This is a genomic window from Brevibacillus soli (assembly GCF_044759095.2).
Taxonomy (GTDB): Bacteria; Bacillota; Bacilli; order Brevibacillales; family Brevibacillaceae; genus JBIYSM02.
The window spans coordinates 1-22,021 of record NZ_JBIYSM020000041.1 but is presented as its reverse complement, the minus strand read 5'-3'; the positions used below and the strand labels follow the sequence as shown (position 1 = coordinate 22,021).

The window sequence follows — 22,021 nt, the reverse complement described above, 5'->3', positions numbered from 1 at the left end:
GAGGCGGAAAGCATGTGTGTACTGTGTGGGGAATACGTAATGAACGTCCATTGGACGGATCGTAAAAGCGATCGCAATGAAGATAACCGTAAAGTGGTGGCGGGTGAAAACCAGCGTTCACGAGTCCGCGACCGCCGCCATCGATCGCGATTGACAAATCAAATCTTGCGTTACTACGGACTGCGAGTCGAGGATTGGACCGGAAGCAAATATGTACTTTACGATAAAAAAGGGCGTTCCGTCATTGTTCAAGATCTGGGGGGGTTATGGCCTGCTGCCGAAAAGCTGATCAACCGTCCGTTAGACCCGTTGGACCCTGCACTGCTGGAAACCTTGGCGTCTGGAAAAAGTGGAGCAGGGAGGGATAGCCGATGAGCGTGCAGTCAACAAAACGGCCGGTCACGGTAATCACCGGATTTCTCGGCAGCGGCAAAACGACGCTGCTCTCCCGGGTTTTAGCCAATCCCGAGATGAAGAGAACGGCGGTCTTGGTAAATGAATTTGGCAAAGTCGGCCTTGACCATCACCTTCTTCAAAGGATTGACGAACAGACGATTCTGCTTGGCGGCGGCTGCCTTTGCTGTACCGTTCGCGATGATCTGGTCAAGGCGATCACCGGCTTGTTGAATCTGGATCAACGCGGGGAGATTGAACGGTTGGAGCGAGTTGTCATTGAAACTAGCGGTCTGGCTGATCCCGCTCCCATTCTTTTTACCATTCTCAGCAATCCGGTGCTTCAGCATCATTTTTATATTGATTGCGTCGTTGTCACCGTCGATGCCGTAAACGGTGAATTGCACCTGGACCGTCAACCGGAATCGCTGAAACAAGTGGCTGTTGCCGACAAAATTATCATCACCAAAACGGATATCGCGACACCTGAACAAGTGTCTCATCTGGTGGAACGGCTGAGTCGCATCAATCCCTCCGCAGAAATCAGGGAAGTCATATTTGGTGAGATCAAGCCGGATACGCTCTTTACTTCTGACAGGCAGACCGACCCTAATCCGGTTCTAGTTACGCAATCTGCAGAGGACCGGACACACTTTTCCGACACCCGCTCGATCTCACTAACATTTAACGATCCGCTCGATTGGACTGCCTTTGGTCTCTGGTTAAGCATGCTGCTGCATGCGCGCGGGCAGGACGTGTTGCGAGTAAAGGGAATCATCGACGTCGGCGAAGCAGGACCGGTTGTGCTCAATGGCGTGCAGCACATCATTCACCCGCCTGAACACCTCGACAGTTGGCCGAGTGAAGACCACCGCTCCCATCTTGTATTTATCATGAGGTCGATTGAACCACAGCAAGTGCTTCGTTCGTTAGATGCATTTCAACATATCATCGGCGCTAAGCCGAGTCTGCTTGAAATCAAAGAAAGTGTATTGTCGTAGCGAGCCTTGGCCTTATGCACACTGCAGCCAAAAAGCCGTCAGGAAAGTTTCCCTGACGGTTTTTTATTCCAGGCTGTTTCCAGCACCTTTATTGGTTCTCAGGTGTATCAGTATGTTTGGAACGACGAATTTTATGCTGGAGAGCAGGTGCCAATTAGTGTCAGATATCCCCAACCTACCTCTATTGAATTTTACCACCCCGCATACTGCCTGACCGCATCCATGTTAATTCTTTTCTCGGCCAGATCCGAGAAGGCCTGATCCAAAACCTCCACAGCCAGATCAATCTCTTCCCTGGAAATCACGAGCGGTGGGGTAATCTCGATCACATTGCTGTGAATCCCCACGTAAAACACAAGCAGCCCCAGTTCAAAGCAGCGGTAGCAGACGGCCGCCGTTTTTTCTGCCGCCGGCGCTTTGGTCACTCGGTCTTCCACCAGTTCTACGCCGATCGCCAGCCCTCGTCCCCTGACATCCCCGATCCATTCAACTTTCGCTTGAAGCTCTTTGAGCCGCTTCAGAAAATATTCCCCGCTCACCCGCGCCCGCTCGATCAACCCTTCCTCCTGGATGATCCGGATGTTTTCCAGGGCCGCGGAGCAGCTGACCGGATTTCCGCTGGCGGTAAACATATGGATGCCTGTACCGACGTCGAGAATCTCCTGCTTTGCCACAACAGCGCTGATGGGCAGGCCTGCGCCCAGGGATTTGCCCAGGACCACCACATCTGGCACGAGATTCCCATGATCAAAGGAAAACCATTTTCCTGTCCGCCCCAAACCGACCTTCACCTCATCAAAGATCAGTTCCATGTCATAGCGGCGGCACAGCTCCTGGAGGCCGGGCAAAAAATCGTCAGGAGGCACAATCAGCCCCCCGTCGCTTTGAATGCCTTCTACGATGATCCCGGCCGTATCTTCGGGAGGACAGATCGTCCGGAAGACTTCCTGTTCCACATATTGCAGAATCTGTTCCGTCAAGCGGGGCGTTTCACCAAACGGCGGTCGATAGGGATTGGGGTAAGGGATCTTGACCACATTCCCGCTTCCGATGAAACGGGTCTGCGCCGGATGCCCGGACAGGGAAAGGGAACCCATCGTCTGTCCGTGATAGGAGCCCATAAAAGAAATCATACGCGCGCGTTTTTTGGCGAGGGGAACCAGCTTGGCGACACAGTCATTGGCATCAGACCCGGAGTGGCCGAACCACACTTTCTTCGGAAAAGAGCCCGGAGTCATGTTCACCAGCTCTTGCGCCAGGGAAAGCATCGTGGGCTCAGGGGCCGACAGCTGGGAAGTAAACGACAGCCTTTCATAGGAAATCTTGATTTTGGAGCTGATGCGCGGGTGTCCGTAGCCGATGCCTGCCACGGCCCAACCTGCGGTCAAGTCCAGGTAACTCTTGCCATCCTGATCGGTGATGCGGGTCCCTTTGGCGGATTGGACGGCGATCGGATAAAAACGGATTTTCAGTGCATTGGCAATCAACTGATCTTCGGCGGCGAGAAACGGATGAGACATGGGGGATCCTCCTTTTCCTTACCCAAAAAATTTATATTTTTTCAGCTTGTAATTGAGATTCTGTCGGGAAATGCCCAGCTGTTCACTGGCTTTCGTGATATTGCCTCCGGATTCTTTCAAGGCCTGCTCGATCATCAGGCGTTCCAGTTTTTCAATCTGTTCAGGCAAGCTGCCGTCCAGTCTCGACAGCTGTTCTTCCGCAGGGGGTATCGCCCGCTGCAGCATTTTTTGCTTGAGGATCGGGGGCAGGTGGTCAAAGCAGATGGTCCGCTCGTCATACACCAGATTCAGGCACCCCTCAATCACATGCTCCAACTGGCGCACGTTTCCTGGCCACGGAAAGTTCATGAAAAACTGAAAGACATCCGGTTCGATTCCCTCCACCGTCACATCCAGGGCTTTGGCATGCTTTTCAATAAAGTGGCGGATCAATACGGGAATGTCGTCCTTCCGTTTCCGCAAGGGGGGAATCACCAGATTCACGACGCCCAACCGGTAGTACAAATCCTCCCGAAGCCGGCCGTTGGCGATCGCCTCCAGGGGATCTTCATTAATCGTCGCAACGACCCGGACATCAACATCCACCGTTTTTGATGAACCCAATCGCTGAATTTTCCGTTCCTGCAGCACGCGAAGCAGCTTCGCCTGCAGATCGATGCCCATCGAGTTGACCTCATCCAGCAAAAGGGTTCCCCCATGGGCCTGTTCAAACAGACCGGCGCGGTCCACTGCTCCCGTAAAACTTCCCACCGTCGTACCGAACAGCAATCCTTCCAGCAGTGTTTCCGGCAAGGCGGCACAGTTTTGGGCGATGAACGGCTTATGTTTCCGGGGGCTCTCATTATGGATGCTTTGGGCAAACAATTCTTTTCCGGTACCCGTTTCCCCTACGATCAAGATGTTTGATCCGGACCGTGCCGCCCTGCGGGCCTGTTCGACGGTTTGCCTCATATCCCGGCTGGAAAAGATAATGCTGGTAAAATGAAACCGCGTATTGTTCTTCGCCTGCAGGGAGGAGGGAGCGGCGGATTCGCCGGGATTCTGTTTCTGCAACTGCATGATCGTTTCCGTCAGCTGCTTTTGCTCAGAAATATCTTTGCAAATTTCCATCGCTCCGCTTTTCCGCGCCCCCATGTATAAAGGAACGGTTTTCGTCAGCGTGGTTACCGCCTTTCCGTTCGTGGCAAAATGCGTTTCCCGCTGGCTGAGAGTCCGTCCCGTCCTAAGAGCGGTCAACAGGGTGCTGGTCGTTTCATCTACGTTCCAGACATCCTGTACCCGCCTGTTGCGGACAGACTCCGGTTCCAAGAGATCGACTTCGCCCATTTTCCGGTTGTAGAAAAGGATTTTTCCGTGCTGGTCAATGACGCAGACCCCCTCATCCAGCTGATCCAGGATGAGATCGAACCTTTGCATGACCTCGTGCAGCTCCTGAATCTGATGCTGAAGCTGCTGGGTTTGGGTAATATTTTTCAGCGCGAGCAGATAGCATCCGCTCTCTTCCAGGAACGAAATATTCCCGACCAGCTGCTGGGTGCCTAAAGAGATGGGAACCCCCGTTTTTCCTTTCCTGTTCTGCAGGCTCTTTTTAAATTCTTCGGACGGAATCAACTCAAACACGGAAGAGCCGATGAGTGTATGAGGGCTCCCGGAAAACAGGCGGGCGGCAGGTCGATTGAGATCCAGGATGCTGCCCTCCTCATTGACGAGCAGGAGGCAGTCAAAAAACGTGTTCCAAACATTTTGCAGCAGAAGGTCCATTTGAATCACCTCCATACGAAAAAATGTGAACTGAAAAATATTTTTCGGTTACCAAGGGGATGCGGTTGAATCGACGATCTTTTTGAAAAGATCATATCAAATCAAAAACCAAATTTACATAATTCAAAATATTTTTACCTGACATTTCTCTGCCTCGTTGTGCAAGTGAAAAATATCTTTCAGCAAAATCTTTTTCGAATGCAAAATATTTTGCGAATTCAATTTCCTTCTCGTCTCAAAAACATGTCGAAATAACAACGATTTTTTAGAAAAGTAAATCATCTTCATGACTGGCACAATCCTTGCGTTCGGAAACAAACAAATACAAAGACGGGAGGGGTTTCATGTCAAACGTATCTTTAAAACAAAGCCCGGCCATCGATGTCCATGCACATCCGTATGTCGCCAATCGGGAACCGTACACGCCGGAGGAGTTCGTCCGCAAACTTTCCCTGGCGGTCATCCCGAACCGGATTCCGGAACATTACGTGAGGGTAAGCAAACAGCCTTTCCCCGGGAGCAATATGTGGGTGCAAATCCTGATCCAGCGCCTGGCCCGCTATTTTTCCTGTGAGTCGACTCTGGAGGCGGTCGTGGAGCACCGCAATGCCCGTGCCGCCAAGTTTCAGGACTATACCCGGGGGTTGTTCCGGGATGCGAACATCACGGGGATTGTCGCCGATTTCGGCTATCCGACCCCCATGTTGAGCAAAAAGGATTATGCCGAGCTGTGCGGGACGCGAATCTGGGAAGTTTACCGGATTGAACCGGTGATGGTCCGCCTGCGCCAGGAATGCGCCAGCTTTGGGGAGTTTACGGAGAGATACCGCGCCGATCTGGCCGCCGCGTTAAAACGGGAAGGGGTAGTCGGCTTAAAGACGATTATTGCCTACCGCAGCGGTTTGGAGATACTGCCGATGGATGAACAGGCTGCAGCGGAAGACTATCCCGCCTTCCAGGCCGATGAGCGCGCCAAGGCGAAGGCCTTGCGGGATTACTGCCTTCATATCGCCATGGAAGAATGCACGAAAGCGGAAAAAGTCATGCATATTCACACCGGTATCGGCGATGGAGATGTGGTTCTTCCGAAGGCCAGCCCGAGTTTTCTCTTGGATCTCTTAAGGGACAAAAAGTATCTCGATACGAAAGTCCATCTCGTTCACGGGGGCTATCCGTGGGTGGAGGAAGCGGCATTTATCGTGAGTATCCTTCCCAACGTCTATATGGATATTTCGCTGCAGAATCCGTTCAGCGGCCATGGGGTGAAGCGGATTCTCTCCCAGGTTTTCGAGTTCGCGCCGTTTGACAAGGTCATGTACGGATCCGACGCCTTTACTGTGCCGGAAATGAATTGGCTGGGGGTTCATCTGTTCAAGGAATGCTTCGAACAGGTGCTCAACACGTGGGTACAGGCCGATTACATGGACGCGGAGACCGCGCAGGTGATCGGAGAAATGGTGCTGTATCGCAATTTTGAAAATATGTATCAAAAGCAAATAAAGGAGGCTTATGTATGAGCAAACCCAATGCACTGGAGCTTTCTGTGGAACGGAAGCTGGGGTACTGGCAGATTTGGGCCCTCGGCGTGGGTGCAGTGATCGGGGACGGGGTATTCCTGTTGATGGGTCAGGGAATCGCCACGGCCGGTCCGGGGGCCATTTTGGCTTATCTGGTCGCCGGGCTGTCACAATTGTTTCTGATGGTTGCCCTCGGGGAGTTGGCAGTCGGCATGCCCAATGCCGGTGCGATGTCCCTGTGGGTTGAGCGGTTCATGGGAAAATGGTGGGGATTCCTGGCCGGATTCACTTTTGCGGCCGGGTGGGTGATTGCCGGCGGGAGCGTCGGTTTGGCCCTGGGGCAAATCACGATGTGGTTCTTTCCGCAGCTGGAAGGGGGCTTTTGGCCGGTATTATTCGCTATTTTCTTTCTATCGGTGTTTGCTGTCCTCAACATTTTGGGAACAGAGATTGCCGCAAAGACCCAGCTTTACCTGGTCCTGATCATGACGGGCGTGATGGCTCTGTTCTCTCTGATTGGTCTGAAGGAGATCAATCCAAGCCATTTCACGCCGTTTCTTCCCAATGGCATGGAAGGCTTCTGGGCCGCCATTCCGCTTGGCACCTACGCCTATTTGGGAGCGGTTACACTGGCCACAGCCGGCGGGGAGTGCAAAGATCCAAAGGATTTGCCGAAAGCCTTGGTCTGGTCGAGCATTACGTTTCTTGTTCTTTATACGTTGGCGCAGGCCGTACTGCAGGGCTTGATTCCTTGGGACAAGATGACCATGGACAGCTCTCCGTTTACGGCTGCCTCCGAGATGGTGTTCGGCTTTGCCGGCGCCTTCATCATGAACATGACCGCGTGGATCGCGGCAGCCACTTGTATTTTGATGGGGACGCTCTATTCCGCTTCCCGCATTTTCTATGCGCAGGCGCGTAAAGGATTTTTGCCTTCTTTCTTCGGCTACATTCATCCGAAGACCGGAACCCCGGTTTATGGCATTTTGGCCGTATGGGCTTGCTCGGTCGGCTTGGTGATCCTCGGTTCGATCAATCCCGATCTGCTCTATGTGGAGCTGTCGACGCAATTGGTGTTGGCCTGGATGGTTTCCTGGACCCTGGCTTTGATTGCTGCTGTGCTGTACCGGAAGCATCACATGCAGGAAATCCGGCAGCTCCCGTGGAAGCAGCCGCTCTATCCTCTGTTTCCGATCCTCGGTTTCATCGGGATCGGCATCGTCTGCTATGGAACGTTTGTCGGCTCTCCGATGACGCTGGTGAGGGGAGCCATCTGGATGGGAATCCTTTATGTTCTATTTAAAGTTTCCGGGAAGTCCAAGTCGCCGGGTACCGCTTCCCATGAACAAACAACGGTGTAGGAGGGTGCCAGATCGATGGGAACGTTCACGGTAGCGGATGTGGAAGTGAAGCCGGATTTGGCGGCGAGGCTCATCGAAATCCGCCGACACCTTCACCGGTATCCGGAGCTCTCTTTTCAGGAGTTTCAGACGTTTGAATATATCGCCTCCTGCCTGAAAGGGTGGGGGATTCCCTATCGTCAGGTGGGCGAAACAGGCATTGCCGTGGATATCATCGGTGAAAAAGGGGAGGGGCCCCACATCGGCATCCGGGCCGATATCGATGCCCTTCCGATTGAGGAGAAAACGGGGCTGCCTTATGCCTCGTGCCACCCCGGCGTGATGCACGCCTGTGGCCATGATGGGCATACGGCGATTCTGCTGGGAACCGCCTATCAGTTATATCATCGGAGAAAGGAATGGGCTGGTCGCGTACGCTGCATTTTCCAACCGGGGGAAGAAGCCGATGGTGCGGCCCAGCGGATGATCGATCAGGGGGTGTTGGAACATCCCCGTATAGACGGCATGCTGGGGCTGCATCTATGGCCCCATTTGCCCCACGGAACGGTCGGGGTGAAATACGGGGCGGTGACCGCTTCCTGCGATGATTTCGTCATTGAAATTGAAGGAAAAGGAGGCCACAGTGCCAGGCCTCACCAAAGCGTGGATGCGATTGCCATCAGCGCTCAGGTTTTGCAGGCACTTTCCGTGCTGGTCACCAAAGGGAATAATCCGGTGGATCCGGTGGTGGTCCATGTCGGCAAAATTCAGGGAGGGACTGCCAGCAACGTGGTAGCGGACCGCGTGGTGATGGAAGGGACGGCCCGGGCGGTAGCGTTGGAAACCCGCCGGAAGCTGAAGAGCCAACTGATTCAATGGGCGGAGAGCATCGCTGCTTCCTTCGGAGGAAAGGCCACGGTCCAATACACCGAGGGACACCCTCCGGTGATCAACGATGAACGGATGACCCGCGCCTTGGAGGAAAGTGCCGCAGAAATTCTCGGTCCGGGTTCGGTTCGACTCCTGAAGGAGCCGTCGATGGGGGCCGATGATTTCGGCGCGTTTGCGGAAAAGGTCCCGAGCACGTATTTCCGCTTAGGCGTTGGCCAGGAGGGCAGGCCGGTGTACGATCTTCATCACCCGCAGTTTCAGTTTGATGATTCCATTATCCCAATCGGGGTGAAGGTTTTGGTCTGGACAGTTTTAAGCAGGCTGCAAAAAGGAGCGGAGACAGGATGCTAACCAAAGAACAGGTATTGGAAATGGTAGAAAAGGAAAACATTGAGTTTATTCGCGTGGAATTTCTGGATTATGCCGGCGTGACCCGGGGGAGGACGGTCCGGCCCGGACAGCTGAAGGATGCGCTGGAAAAAGGGATTAACTTCAGTACGGCGATCATGAGTTTTGATGTGTTTGACGAATACATTCCCAATCCGACGTATGGGCCAAACGACGGGGACTTTTTCGCCGTGCCCGATCCGAGTACGTTTGCCATTCTTCCTTACCGCAAAAATACGGCGCGCATGCTGTGCGATCTTGTGGATGTGAACGGAGACCCCTGGCCTGGCTGCCCGCGAAGTGCCCTGAAGCGCCTGCTGAATGAGGTGGAATCCCTGCTCGGCGGGAAGATGTTCATGGCGTTTGAGCAGGAGGCTTATTTATTGAAGGAAGTCGATGGGCAGCTGGTGCCGGCTGACCGCAGCCACTGTTTCTCCATCGAAGGGGCGGATATCCAGGAAGATTTTATCCATCGCTTTGTTCATTCTCTTGAGGCCATGGGTGTGCAAACCGAGCAGATCTCCAGCGAGTATGGCCCCGGCCAACTGGAGGTCAACTTAAAATATGCTGCGGCCCTGAAAGCGGCTGATGATCAGGTTACATTCATGCACTTGTTCAAGCATATTGCCCGGGATCAGGGGATGGTCGGGACTTTGATGCCGAAGCCGTTCCAGCATCTGGCGGGGAGCGGACTGCATGTGCATATCAGCTTATATGATCATGCGGGGGACAATCTGTTTGAGGATCCGACGGACCAACGGGGCTTGGACATGTCGGAGAAAGCCTACCATTTTATCGGCGGATTGCTGAAGCATGCGCCTTCGCTGATTGCCATCGGGGCCCCGAGCATCAACTCGTATAAGCGCATGCAGCCCGGCTCTTGGGCGCCGGCGCATGTCTGCTACGGGGCAGGAAACCGTTCCGTTCTGGTGCGCATTCCGGAAAAGCGCAGATCAAGGCGCTTCGAATATCGGGGCGCAGATGGTACCTGCAATCCTTACCTGCTGGCGGCATGCCTGGTAGCGGCCGGCCTGGACGGCATCCAGAACCGCATCGATCCGGGTGAGCCCGCCGATTTCGATGTCAGCAAACTGAACGAGCAGCAGCTAAAGGAACGGGGCATTGGCTGGGTGCCCAGAAGTCTGAGCCAAGCGATCGACTATCTGGCGGAGGATACCATCCTGGCGGAAACCATCGGGCGCTCCATCTGGGAGGAATTCATCAAAATCAAACGGACGGAGTGGGATAAGTACTCCCGGTACGTCAGCGATTGGGAACGGGCCGTATTTACGTCGCGGTTTTAGAGCGCCTGTCGCTTCCCGATACAACATCTTGGTACTCTCGATAACGCAAAAAAACCGGCCGCTTTGGCCGGATGGGTTTTCTTACCAATCTTGCTGCTGAATCGGCTGTTGATGGCAATACTCGTATGGATTGGGGGCATCAGCACATGGTTGATAGCCTTGCCCCTGACCTTGATGACAGCCTAGGGGAGGGCCGATGAAGGTCGTGCTCCGAATGGGTGCAAGCGTATTTTTTACTTTGGCCTCATTCAGGCAGTATGTGTAAGCCAATACTTCACTTGGCGTCAATCTCAGGAGATCGGATCCTAAGATGACTTCGGGGATTGGGGCATTGAAGATGGCGAGCAGATGCGTGTTCTCTCTGGTTCCGATCTCCCAGTGCCAGACAAGCTCTGCAGCATTCTGATGGTAATGAGGCTCCACGACATTGCCCGTACTGAGAAAGATGTCCAGCAGAGACACATGATCCAGCGTATTCAACTGTTGGGTGGAGAGGACATTGATGTAGTTTTGATGATCCTTTTGGACGAGCAAGTTATTGTTTACGTCATCAAAGAACTGTGCAAAAGGAGATTTGTAATCCATATACAAAGTCATGTTGCATTCCATCCCGTTTCCCTTGGAATTTGACTACGAGATATGCTTATGTGACTCAGGATAGGGAAGTTCGCCCAGATCCAGCGTTCCCAAGCTGCGCAAGCTCCCGGAGGAGGCTAGAAAAAAGAAAAATTTGAAAGTCAGCATGCTTTCCATAAGTTGTAACCCTTGAGAAATTGAGGGTTTTTTTGTTTTTTTAAGTTTTGATGGGAGAGAGAAATTGTTATGCTACACTGAAAAAAACGCCAAGGAGAAAGAGTGGATAAGGGGAAAGTAACCATTACGATTACGCAAGATAACAAAGCTGGACTACAAAGGAGGATTTATCACTGCGGTTGATAGAATAAAGGGGAACGAAAAAAACAACTGGTCGGTGTAAATGGTGAGGCAAGGGATGATCGAGAGGAGAGGACAAAATTGAAACGTGTGGGACTATCTTGGAGCGGCGGCAAAGATGCGACGATGGCACTCGATAAACTGATCAAACAGGGTTGCGAGGTAAGTTGCCTGATGACAGCGGTTCCAATGAATTCGGATCGAAATTATTGGCATAGTGTAAAACTAAGTCTCCTTGAGGAACAAGCGAAAGCTCTGTCCATCCCTCTTGTACAAATCAGTTGTACGGAAGAAAAGTACTCGGAAGCGTATGTTCAGGGGCTGGGAAACCTGAAAGAACAGTACAATCTTGACGCAGTTGCGTACGGTGACTTGTACATAGAAGGGCATAGAGAGTGGGGCGAGGCTGTAACAAAAGCGGCAGGACTTGAGGCTCTTTATCCGCTTTGGTTGAAGAAGGAGCAAGCACCTCAAGCGCTCGTTGAATTCGTGGCGTCGGGATATAAAGCGGTCATTATTATGACCTATAACGGGAAGTTATCGACAGATTGGTTAGGTCGAGAATTGGATCAATCATTTTGCGAAGACATTCAGAAGGTTTACTCTTGTCCGATGGGTGAAGGCGGAGAGTACCATACGTTTGTCTACGACGGGCCTCTTTTCCAGAGAAAAATTGAATTGAAACTAGGTGAGATTGTCCCCATGACAGTCACTCATCGAGTCGAGATCATAGATTTTCATACCAAATGTAAATAATTTTTTATCTCAGCCTCACAATGCTTGCCCATCACACCGGTGTTCTTACACTTCCGTACACTTCACGACTTCCTCTAGGGAAGCATGACAAGTAAAATGGTATGACATGAAACATCGCGCATACCACCTATGATCGAAGGAGGACGCAAGCATGTCCAAACGACTACGCGATATCCCATTCTCGGTGCTCGATTTGGCCCCAATCGTGGTTGGCGGTACGCCCGCTCAATCTTTCCGAAACAGTCTGGATCTTGCCCAGCATGCTGAAAAATGGGGCTACCACCGCTACTGGCTTGCTGAACACCACAATATGACCGGGATCGCCAGCTCGGCGACATCCGTCGTGATTGGATACATCGCAGGTGGAACTTCCACCATCCGTGTAGGTTCCGGCGGGATTATGCTGCCGAATCATGCACCGCTCGTGATTGCGGAACAGTTCGGTACGCTGGAATCTCTGTATCCGGGACGGATTGACCTCGGTCTGGGCCGCGCACCTGGATCCGATCAGGTGACGATGCGTGCCCTGCGTCGCGACCCAAGCAGACATGGTGAGGACTTCCCTGAACTGCTGGATGAACTGCGCTATTATCTGAATCCGCCCGTGGATCCGCATACCATGCCGGTACGGGCGATTCCCGGTGAAGGCCTGAACATCCCCATCTGGCTGTTGGGTTCGAGTGGTTTTAGCGCGCAGTTGGCTGGTCAGTTGGGTCTGCCATTTGCGTTTGCCAGTCATTTCTCGCCGAATCATACCCTGCCTGCACTGGAGCTGTATCGCAATCATTTCCGTCCTTCCGAGGTGCTAGATGAGCCGTACGCCATGGTTTGTGTCAATGTCATTGCGGCCGATACGGACGAGACAGCCCGCTGGCTTGCTACCTCGATGCAGCAGCAATTCCTCGCTCTTGTACGCGGTCGACCAGGTCAGCTAAAACCACCGGTGGAAGACATGGACGCCCTGTGGAACGAGTACGAAAAGGCTGCTGTTCAACAGCAGTTGCGCTACACGTTTACCGGCAGTCAGGAGACCGTTGCGAAACAACTGCAATCGTTGCTGGATGAAACCCAGGCGGACGAGATCATGGTCAATGCCAATATTTTTGACCACCAGGCAAGACTGCGCTCGTTTGAACTGGTGTCCCAGATTGTCGGGTCATAAGGTAAAAACGGAGGTATCATGTCAGATTTGCGGTGAAACCCTTGAGAAATCAGGGGTTTTTTTTATGGTTATCCTTATTTTGTTTTTTCTGATCGGATTACCGCTAGTAATCGTAGGACTTTTTAGAAAGAGTAAGACATTGGAAAATAATCGGCATGATAGTAATAGGGCTGTCATTCATTATGACATTTACCCTTTGGATGGCATTATCGAACATGTGATTGGAACCGAAAAAATTGCCAATATTTGCTCATTGATCCTGGTGCCTCTGATTTGGAAAAATAAAGATGGGAGTTCGTTCCCATCCAGATTCTAGGAAAATTGATCTTGGGGATTTGAGGCAGCCAAATGGTGCAGACGGTTGTCTCCTTTTTTGTACAAACTAGAAAAAAAAGGCCTAGCCAAGAAGGCTAGGTGAAACATGAACCAAAGTCTAGCTACATCCATTATTGAGTTTCGAGCATCACGCTTCAAGAGGTAATTTTTTCATATCTCAGAAAGGAAAGCAACATCGTAAACTGGCAAGATTTTATTGTCAAAATGTCGAATTGGATTTGATATAGTAGTACTACTAGGACTCAAGAATCTTTTTGAGCCCGATGCCGACCTAATAATGCAGATGGGTCGGCGCTTTTTTTTTTCACTCCCTTGGCAATCTCAGATTATCTGTTGACATTATTTTTTCTCTGAAATATTCTGAATCATATGAATAAATATGCAAGATTACGACAACATGCAAGGAGAGATCATATGAACAAGGGCATTGCGGTATTGACAAGTCTTTCGTTATGTTTCGGTATATTGACGGGCTGCAGCTCGACAACGCAGGAGGCTTCCAAACAACAGCAAACCCCGGCAAACAACTCTACCTCGCCCTCGTCAGAGACAGCAAAAACGGAACCGATGGTACTGCATTGGAGCATCAATAGCGAACCTCCGTCGCTAGACCCCGGAATTGCCACGGATGCCGATTCGTTTGACATGATCTATGCCTGTTTTGAAGGCTTGACCAGCTACGATCTGAAAGGGCAGCTGACCAACGCGACAGCGGAGAGCTATGAAAATTCGCCTGACTTTAAAAAGTTTACATTTAAGATTCGCAAGGACGCCAAGTGGAGCAACGGTGATCCGGTAACGGCCCACGATTTTGAATACGCCATCAAGCGGAATCTGGATCCGAAAACGGCTTCGGAGTATGCCTACCAACTCTATTACATAAAAGGCGGGGAAGAATTCAATACCGGCAAGGGCAAGGCAGAAGACGTTGGTGTAAAGGCTCTGGATGATTATACGGTGGAGTTTACGCTTAAATCGCCGACACCGTTCTTCCGTGAGCTTACCTTTTTCCCCACACTGTTCCCGCTTCACCGGAAAACGGTTGAGGGCAACCCTCATTGGGCAGCCGAAGCGAAAACCATCGTCGGCAACGGTCCCTTCAACATGGAAACCTGGGAGCACAAGAGCAAGATCGTCTTTGTGAAGAATCCAAATTACTGGGACAAAGACAACGTGAAGCTGGATCGACTCGAGATCGCCATCATCGAAGACAACAATACGGCATTTTCCATGTTTGAAGGCGGAGAGATCGATTGGGGCGGGTATCCTGCATCCACACTTCCGCCGGATGCCATTCCGAAGCTGAAAGAGGAAGGCAAGCTGATGGTCGCCGACAACCCGGGTACGCAATCCGTCGTGTTCAACACGGAAAAGCCGCCTTTCTCCAACAAGAAAATCCGTCAGGCCTTCGCCTACGCGATGAACCGCCAGGAAATCATCGACAACATCCTGCAGACAGGCGTTCCGCCGGCGTACGGCTGGGTGCCAACCTCCATGGGTCTAAAATCAGACGGCTACTTCCGCGAGGACGCTGAAAAGGCAAAGCAGCTATTGGCCGAGGGCATGAAAGAGCTGGGATTGACCCAGTTTCCGACGGTCACCTATACATTTGACACAACCGATGTCAACAAAAAGGTAGCCGAGGCGCTGCAGGATCAGTGGCGCAAAACCCTTGGCGTCGAAGTGAAGCTGTACACGGCAGAGTTAAAAGTATACAGAGACATGCGGTCCCAGGGGAATTTTGACTTGATTCGATTCCAATGGGGGGCAGACTTTAACGATCCGATCAACTTTTTGGAGATGTTCCGAGACAAGACCGGGGGCAACAACCATCCGAACTGGGAGAACGCCAAGTTTAAAGAGTTGATCGACAAGAGCTATCAGGAACCCGATCTGGAAAAACGAAAACAGATTCTGTTGGAGGCGGAAACAATTCTCATGGACGAAATGCCGCTGGCTCCCCTGAACTTCCGCGGCAACCCGTACGTGAAGAACGACAAGGTGAAGGATTTCATCATCTTCCCGCTTGGTGGCGCTTACTTCAAATACACCTCTGTGGTGAAGTGATTTCAACAACACTTGAAACATTCAAGCCCTCGTCGGTTGCCGGTTGGCAAACCCGAGGGCTTTGTTTCATTTTTAATAAAAATTTATCACTCCAAATATGTACAGATCGTTAGAACTATTTTGTAAACGATAAAAAATGTAAAAATATGAAAATATTACCAAGGTGGTTTTCGCAACATCCTAGAAATCTTACGTAACGTCGAAAGGAGGTTGTTTTCTTGAAACGAGCAGCTTTCACAGTTTTGACAGGCATTTTGTTGCTGACCACACCCGGATTGGTTTCGGCCAACCCCGGCCCGACAGGAACGACCGAATACCGCCTGCCTGGATTGAAAAGTCAGGCGGAAATTATCGTCGACCGCTGGGGAGTGCCTCACATCTACGCTTCCAGCCAGGAGGATGCCTTTTTCGTTCAGGGCTTTAATGTCGCCAGGGACCGTCTGTGGCAAATCGATCTATGGCGGAAGCGGGGATTGGGTGAATTGTCCGATGTATTGGGTCCCGAATATGTAGAACAGGATCGGGCCGCTCGGCTGTTCCTTTATCGTGGGGACATGAAAAAGGAGTGGAAAGCATACGGCCCAGAGACACAGAAAATCGTCACATCTTTCGTCAATGGAATCAACGCCTACGTGGAAAAAGCCTGGGAAAATCCGGAGCTGATTCCGGAAGAGTTTCGGATCCTCGGCTACAAGCCGTCCAAGTGGTCACCGGAGGATGTCGTGCGAATCCGCAGTCACGGGCTGACGAGAAATGTGAAAAACGAAGTGGCCCGGGCACGGACGATTAGTCAATTTGGCAACGATATTGAGGTGATTCGCCAGCGGCTGGAACCGGAATGGGAGATGCAAATTCCCGAGGGAGTAGATTACGACGATATCCCCAAAGACATACTCAAGGTATACGACCTGGCCACTCAGGGAGTTGTGTTTGATCAGGCTGCAAAAACGTTAAAGCGAACGAGTCTGGTGGAAGACCTGCACCAACAGGCCAATATTGGCAGCAACAACTGGGTAGTAAGCGGGTCGCGTACGGAGACCGGGCGGCCCATTTTGGCTAACGACCCTCACCGGTCGTTGTCACTGCCTTCCTTGCGCTACATCGCCCACTTGTCCGCGCCGGGCATGGATGTAATCGGAGCAGGCGAACCGATTTTACCAGGTATCTCGATCGGCCATAACGGAAAAATCGCCTTTGGATTAACGATTTTCGCCATCGACCAAGAGGACCTGTACGTTTACAAAACGAATCCAAAAAATCCGTCGGAGTACTGGTATAAAGGAAAATGGGTTCCGATGGAGGTAGTGAAAGAAGCAATCCCTGTGAAGGGCGGACAAAAGCAGGAGGTGGCACTGGAATTCACTAAACACGGCCCCGTCATCTACAAAGATGCCGCCAAAAATAAAGCTTATGCCGTCCGGGCGGCATGGTTGGAGCCCGGTATGGCGCCGTATCTTGGCAGCTCCTCCTATATGACTGCAACGAATTGGAAAGAATTCTCGAAAGCAATGAACCAGTGGGGCTCTCCTTCAGAAAACCAGGTGTATGCTGATATCGAGAACAATATCGGCTGGAAACCGGGCGGCTTGACGCCGGTCCGAAAAAATTGGGACGGTCTTCTACCTGTACCGGGAGACGGGAGCTATGAATGGGAGGGCTTCCTCAATCAGGAGAAACTGCCATCCGAACACAATCCGTCACGCGGTTATATCGGTACTGCTAACCAGATGAATCTGCCCGATGATTACGACTCCGGTAAATACAAAATTGGCTTTGAGTGGGCTACTCCATTCCGGTTTAACCGGGTTGACGAGGTGCTCGGCAAAGACGACAAGGTGAGCTTGCAGGATGCACTGAGGCTGCAGACCGATTATCAGTCGGAACCGGCGATGCGGGTCAAGCCGTTGCTAGCCAAACTGCAACCGGCTAATGAAAAGCAGAAGCAGGCTTTGGAGCTGATGAAAAACTGGGATGGTCAACTGTCTGCCGACTCAGCGGCTGCTGCCCTGTTTGAAGTTTGGTATCAACAACATGTCAGACCGGCAATGGTGGAGAAGCTGGTCCCGGCAGAAGCCAAACCGTTGATCGGAGCTGGCGATCCCGTAGTCATCCTGAATCTGGTGGAGAAGCCGGATAAGCGATTGGGCGACAATCCTACACAGGTGCGGGACGAACTGCTGGTATCTACTTTGGATGAAGCGATCCAGCACATCGAGAAGTTGCTCGGACCCGATATGACCAAGTGGAAGTGGGGAGATTTACACCATGCCGAACTGAAACATCCGCTCACCTCGTTCGTGGACGAACAGACTGCGGAAAAGATGAACATCGACCGATTGCCCCGAGGTGGGAGTGGTGATACCGTAGGGAACACAGCCTATTCGTCGAGCAACTTCTCCCAGATCAGCGGGGCATCGTTCCGTATGGTCATCGACGTGGGCAATTGGGATCAATCTCTCGCCGTGAACAGTCCCGGCCAATCCGGGGACTACCGCTCACCGCATTACCAAGACTTGTTCCCGCTGTGGGCGAACGACCAGGCGTTCCCGCTGCTGTACACGCGCGAAAAGGTTGAGGAGGCTGCTGAAAAGCGATTTGTGCTGTATCCCCAAAAATAAGTGAAAAAAGTTGTAAAACGGTAAAACCTCGGCTTCGGCCGGGGTTTTACTCGTAAGAGTTGAAAATTCCCCCAAACACCAACCCTTTACATTTCCAGGCTTGAGCTTATATCGTCCCGTATTGGTCAAATGAACAAGAATGCGGACGTTGCGTAAAGAATCTTCGCTTAAAACAAAATGATCCTCGTCCGCAAGCCGATGCCATGCCGATGGATTGCGTCGAAACAGCGACTCTCCCAGATTGTATACATCCACCTTCCGCTCCTGAAAAAAAAGAATCACCATCAATTCCAGAAGTCCTCCCGCGGCATAAAAGACGCCTTTCCATATGGGTTCCGCTCCAAACTCCATTACCGGAAACAGTTTTAAAAAAAATACGCCAAATCCGAGCAAAAAGTGGAAAAACGGCTTGACTCTCTGCTGAAAAAATATGTAGAAACGGATACCATTTCTGAAAACGTCACTGCTCCGGCTTAGCGGAGGTCAGGTGATCTCATTTCTGATAAACTAGATTCCATAACAAATAAATGAAGGGGGGTTAATAAAATGACAGAACCTAGCAGCACAGACCATAATGATTTCCCTTGCCCTTTTTGCGATCGTCAATCCTTGCAAATCATTCTGGAAAACCGTAACGCCATTGCCTTCTATGATAAATACCCCGTTCAACGGGGACACCTGCTGATCGTACCCAAACGTCATGCAGCCACCTATTTTGATGCCACCGACGAGGAGATCATGGCCATTCACGAGCTTGTCAAGAAGGGAAAAGAACTGCTGGATCACGAATACTCCCCGGACGGATACAATATCGGCGTTAATGTGGGAGAATACGGAGGCCAGACGGTCATGCACCTGCATGTTCACTTGATCCCCCGTTACAAGGGAGACATCGATGACCCGCGCGGCGGAATCCGCAAAGCCATTCCCAATCTCGTACCCTATCCATAAAGGAGAATTGATCATGCCGCTCTACAACAAACTGATCCGAGACCGCATTCCCGACATCATCGAAGCAACTGGCAAACGCTTTACCACGAGCGTTCTGTCCGACGCCGAATATCTCGTTAAACTCCGTGAAAAGTGTCAGGAAGAGTTGAACGAGTACAACGCAGCGAATACCGACCAGGAGTGTCTGGAGGAGCTGGCGGATCTGTTGGAAGTCATCTATGCGCTCGCCCAGATCCATGGAGCTTCCCCTGCGGACCTCGAAGCGATTCGCAGATCCAAAGCGGAAAAGCGTGGAGGTTTTGAGAAAAAGCTGTTCCTGCATGAGGTCGAAGATTGATGTCAGGAGTCAGACTTGTAACGGAAAATCTGCTGGAAGAAATGGTTGCGGAAATGAAGAAATCTTCCGCCATTTACATCCTCACTTCCTTTGTCATGTACTCCGGTGTTCGCCTGCTTGAGCCGCATTTGAAAGAGGCAATCGAACGGGGAGCGGAAGTAAAGCTTCTGGCAGGGGATTATTTGTTTGTGACGCAACCACATGCATTACGGGCGTTGCTCGATATTGACCCAGGTATCGAGGTGCGCTTGTGGCAAAGCGGCGGAACATCCTTTCATCCAAAAGCGTACCTATTCCAATACGAAGACAACGATGGAGTGTTGATGGTAGGCTCATCCAATACGTCCCGTTCTGCTCTCACTTACGGAGTCGAGTGGAATCTTTCCATGCAGGCACATGTTGCACCCATGACGTTCGAAGAAGCGCAAACCAAGTTTATCCACCTGTTCTACCACGAGCAGACGGTTTCTCTCAACAGGGAAACTTGCTTGTCCTACGAGAAGGAGTATGACGATTATCACCGTCTTCATCCTTCCCTCGTGAAAACGTGGACAGAAACGGAAGAATTGGAACTCACCATGCCGGTGGTCGAGTATGTCGATGACAAGAAGAATCTGGTCGTCAATGAAGAACAGGGTACCTATCGCGCTGTCGTTCCTCGACCAGCACAGCAGATCGCACTCGAAGAATTGGAAAAAACAATGAGTGAAGGCTATAACAAAGCGATGGTCGTGATGGCTACCGGTCTGGGAAAAACCTATCTGGCTGCCTTTTTTGCGAAGAACTTTAACCGGGTTCTCTTTATTGCCCACAGGGAAGAGCTTCTCTACCAGGCTCGCCGCTCCTTCTCGGATGTGATGCCGGAACGAACCGGAGGAATCTATGACGGCGCCACCAAGGAAGGACACTCTGATTCTGTTTTTGCCTCTATTTATACATTAAGCATGAAGCGGCATCTGGAAACCTTCCGTCCCGATGAGTTTGACCTGATTATCGTGGACGAGTTTCACCATGCGGCTGCCCAGTCATACAAACGTGTGCTGGAATATTTTCAACCCTCCTTTTTGCTGGGAATCACGGCAACACCGCACCGGACAGATGGGAAGGACGTATATGCAATCTGTGATGGCAACGTTGCCTTCCAGCTGGATTTTATGGAAGCCGTGCAGCGTGGATGGCTGGCTCCGTTTCATTACTATGGTATCTACGATGATACGGATTATGCGGAGCTTACCTGGCTGGGAAGTCGCTATGACGATCAGGAATTGCTGCAGGTTCAACTGAAGACAGAGATGGCAGCAAAGATATTTCATGCCTGGAAAAAGCATAGACAGACCAGAACGCTCGCGTTTTGCTCATCAATACGGCAGGCTGAATTTTTGAAATCCTTCTTTCAGGGTCAAGGGGTCCAGGCTATTAGTCTGCACTCAAAGACAAGAGAGATATCAAGATCGGAAGCGATCCGAAGGTTGGAAAAAGGGGAGCTGGAGGTCATTTTTACCGTGGATCTCTTTAACGAGGGCACTGACATTCCTGCGGTGGACACGCTGTTGTTTGTTCGGCCAACCGAATCTCTAACGATTTTTACCCAGCAAGTCGGTCGCGGACTGCGTTTGTATCCTTCCAAAGAGTATTGCACTATTATTGATTTGATTGGGAACTATCGCAATGCGGACGTGAAACTCAGCCTGTTTGACACAAGAATTGGTACAGAGAGAAAGGATCTTGATTGGAAACCTGTCGTGCCCATGAATTGTGCCATTGAACTGGAAACAGGAGTAATCAATCTGCTTAAAGAAATGTCACTGAAAAAACAGCCTCGCAAAGAAAAACTTCTTCGGGCTTTTGAAGACGTAAAAAGAGATGTAGGACGGATCCCTTCGTATTTGGAACTTCATTTGTACGGAAGGGAGAACAGCCGTGAGTACAGACAGGAATTTAAGTCGTATGTCCGTTTTCTGGATTGGGCTGGTCAGTTAAGTGAACAAGAGAGCGACATCCACAGAAAGTATGAGTCCTGGATCAACGAGGTCGAAGGGACTGGAATGGCCAAAAGCTACAAGATGATTGTTCTTCTTTATATGCTGGAGCGCGGTGTAGGCAGATGGCATCAGTCGGTGACCCCACAGGAGGTGGCGCCATTCTTCCACCGTTATCTGACGGAAAAGGAATATCGAAAACGGATCGATTTTTCCGACAAGTCATCACAGAGATTATGGACGTACAACGAGGAACAAGTCAGCAAGTTGATAGCCGAGATGCCGATGAGCAAGTGGAGCAGCAGTTCAAAGGGGTTGGTTTCCTTTTCTGATGGCGTATTTTCCCTGCAGTTCGATGTTGACTCCGAGGACAGTCCGATCCTGTATCGCTGGACGAAAGATATATGCGTGTACCGACTGCACCACCATTTTGAAAAGAAAAGCGGAAACGAAACAAGCTGACGTCAGTTGGGTACCGACGCCAGCTTGCAGCCTGGGTGTATTTTTCTGTGTCCACTACATGGGGACTTGACCATCTTTTAGTATATAAGAATTTATAACATTGGGACATCGAATACAGCCACAAGGAAAAGGTTCGGGGCCCCAGCCGACACCAGCGTTAGCTAGTTACTCCTGAAAAAATCGTTTTTTGGCAGAAGCATCTCATTGTGGTGAATCTCAGGGGGCTACCGTGTAACTGTATCCGTTAATCGTTGCTTATTTGGCCATTTGGGCTGCTCTTCTGAGGTTATGAGCCCAGATTCCGAA

16 protein-coding genes are annotated in these 22,021 nt (G+C 51.2%); 13 read left to right on the top strand and 3 right to left on the bottom strand.

From position 1 onward, the window contains the following. The first annotated feature begins 12 nt into the window (after positions 1-12). Together ACE99V_RS16055 and ACE99V_RS16050 are read left to right on the top strand one after the other, a co-directional pair. Positions 13-375, top strand: coding sequence for a hypothetical protein (locus ACE99V_RS16055; RefSeq protein WP_400492238.1), 363 nt, complete (start codon positions 13-15; stop codon positions 373-375). After that, positions 372-1,394, top strand: coding sequence for a CobW family GTP-binding protein (locus tag ACE99V_RS16050; RefSeq protein WP_400492237.1), 1,023 nt, complete (start codon positions 372-374; stop codon positions 1,392-1,394). The genes ACE99V_RS16055 and ACE99V_RS16050 overlap by 4 nt, the downstream gene beginning before the upstream one ends. Positions 1,395-1,585: 191 nt before the next feature. On the opposite strand, the gene ACE99V_RS16045 is transcribed toward ACE99V_RS16050, so the two are convergent. Together ACE99V_RS16045 and ACE99V_RS16040 are read right to left on the bottom strand one after the other, a co-directional pair. Continuing rightward, a complete protein-coding gene (locus tag ACE99V_RS16045; protein WP_400492236.1) occupies positions 1,586-2,914 on the bottom strand; it encodes an aspartate aminotransferase family protein in 1,329 nt (442 codons plus the stop codon). A gap of 18 nt (positions 2,915-2,932) precedes the next feature. After that, a complete protein-coding gene (locus ACE99V_RS16040) occupies positions 2,933-4,675 on the bottom strand; it encodes a sigma-54 interaction domain-containing protein (RefSeq protein ID WP_400492235.1) in 1,743 nt (580 codons plus the stop codon). 344 nt (positions 4,676-5,019) lie between these two features. On the opposite strand from ACE99V_RS16040, the gene ACE99V_RS16035 reads away from it, so the two are divergent. The 4 genes from ACE99V_RS16035 to ACE99V_RS16020 are packed head-to-tail and all read left to right on the top strand — an operon-like array spanning position 5,020 to position 10,114. Beyond that, positions 5,020-6,192 (top strand): amidohydrolase family protein, encoded by a 1,173-nt coding sequence (locus ACE99V_RS16035; RefSeq protein WP_400492234.1) that lies wholly within the window; start codon positions 5,020-5,022, stop codon positions 6,190-6,192. Continuing rightward, positions 6,189-7,553: an APC family permease gene (locus ACE99V_RS16030; RefSeq protein ID WP_400492233.1), complete on the top strand. Its 1,365-nt coding sequence runs from the start codon at positions 6,189-6,191 to the stop codon at positions 7,551-7,553. The genes ACE99V_RS16035 and ACE99V_RS16030 overlap by 4 nt, the downstream gene beginning before the upstream one ends. Positions 7,554-7,568: 15 nt before the next feature. Beyond that, positions 7,569-8,774, top strand: coding sequence for a M20 metallopeptidase family protein (locus ACE99V_RS16025; RefSeq protein ID WP_400492232.1), 1,206 nt, complete (start codon positions 7,569-7,571; stop codon positions 8,772-8,774). Beyond that, complete coding sequence (locus tag ACE99V_RS16020) at positions 8,768-10,114, top strand: glutamine synthetase family protein (RefSeq protein ID WP_400492231.1); 1,347 nt, start codon at positions 8,768-8,770, stop codon at positions 10,112-10,114. The genes ACE99V_RS16025 and ACE99V_RS16020 overlap by 7 nt, the downstream gene beginning before the upstream one ends. 81 nt (positions 10,115-10,195) lie before the next feature. Here ACE99V_RS16020 and ACE99V_RS16015 read toward each other — a convergent pair whose 3' ends face one another. Further along, the gene (locus tag ACE99V_RS16015) at positions 10,196-10,711 is read right to left on the bottom strand and encodes a cupin domain-containing protein (RefSeq protein WP_400492230.1); all 516 of its coding nucleotides are present in this window, start codon (positions 10,709-10,711) and stop codon (positions 10,196-10,198) included. A gap of 426 nt (positions 10,712-11,137) precedes the next feature. Between ACE99V_RS16015 and ACE99V_RS16010 the strand changes: the two genes are divergently transcribed. The 7 genes from ACE99V_RS16010 to ACE99V_RS15980 all read left to right on the top strand — a co-directional run bounded on the left by ACE99V_RS16010 (position 11,138) and on the right by ACE99V_RS15980 (position 21,715). Further along, positions 11,138-11,803 (top strand): Dph6-related ATP pyrophosphatase, encoded by a 666-nt coding sequence (locus tag ACE99V_RS16010; RefSeq protein WP_400492259.1) that lies wholly within the window; start codon positions 11,138-11,140, stop codon positions 11,801-11,803. Between the two features lie 151 nt (positions 11,804-11,954). Then, a complete protein-coding gene (locus ACE99V_RS16005) occupies positions 11,955-12,965 on the top strand; it encodes an LLM class flavin-dependent oxidoreductase (protein WP_400492229.1) in 1,011 nt (336 codons plus the stop codon). A 750-nt stretch (positions 12,966-13,715) separates the two neighbouring features. Continuing rightward, positions 13,716-15,368, top strand: coding sequence for a peptide ABC transporter substrate-binding protein (locus ACE99V_RS16000; protein WP_400492228.1), 1,653 nt, complete (start codon positions 13,716-13,718; stop codon positions 15,366-15,368). Between the two features lie 218 nt (positions 15,369-15,586). Continuing rightward, positions 15,587-17,986 carry a penicillin acylase family protein gene (locus tag ACE99V_RS15995; RefSeq protein ID WP_400492227.1) on the top strand — a complete coding sequence of 800 codons (2,400 nt, stop codon included), beginning with the start codon at positions 15,587-15,589 and terminating at the stop codon, positions 17,984-17,986. A 546-nt stretch (positions 17,987-18,532) separates the two neighbouring features. Further along, complete coding sequence (locus ACE99V_RS15990) at positions 18,533-18,937, top strand: HIT family protein (RefSeq protein ID WP_400492226.1); 405 nt, start codon at positions 18,533-18,535, stop codon at positions 18,935-18,937. A gap of 13 nt (positions 18,938-18,950) precedes the next feature. Beyond that, the gene (locus ACE99V_RS15985; RefSeq protein WP_400492225.1) at positions 18,951-19,274 is read left to right on the top strand and encodes a pyrophosphohydrolase domain-containing protein; all 324 of its coding nucleotides are present in this window, start codon (positions 18,951-18,953) and stop codon (positions 19,272-19,274) included. Next, positions 19,274-21,715: a DEAD/DEAH box helicase family protein gene (locus ACE99V_RS15980; protein WP_400492224.1), complete on the top strand. Its 2,442-nt coding sequence runs from the start codon at positions 19,274-19,276 to the stop codon at positions 21,713-21,715. Before ACE99V_RS15985 ends, ACE99V_RS15980 begins: the two co-directional genes overlap by 1 nt. Positions 21,716-22,021 lie beyond the last annotated feature (306 nt).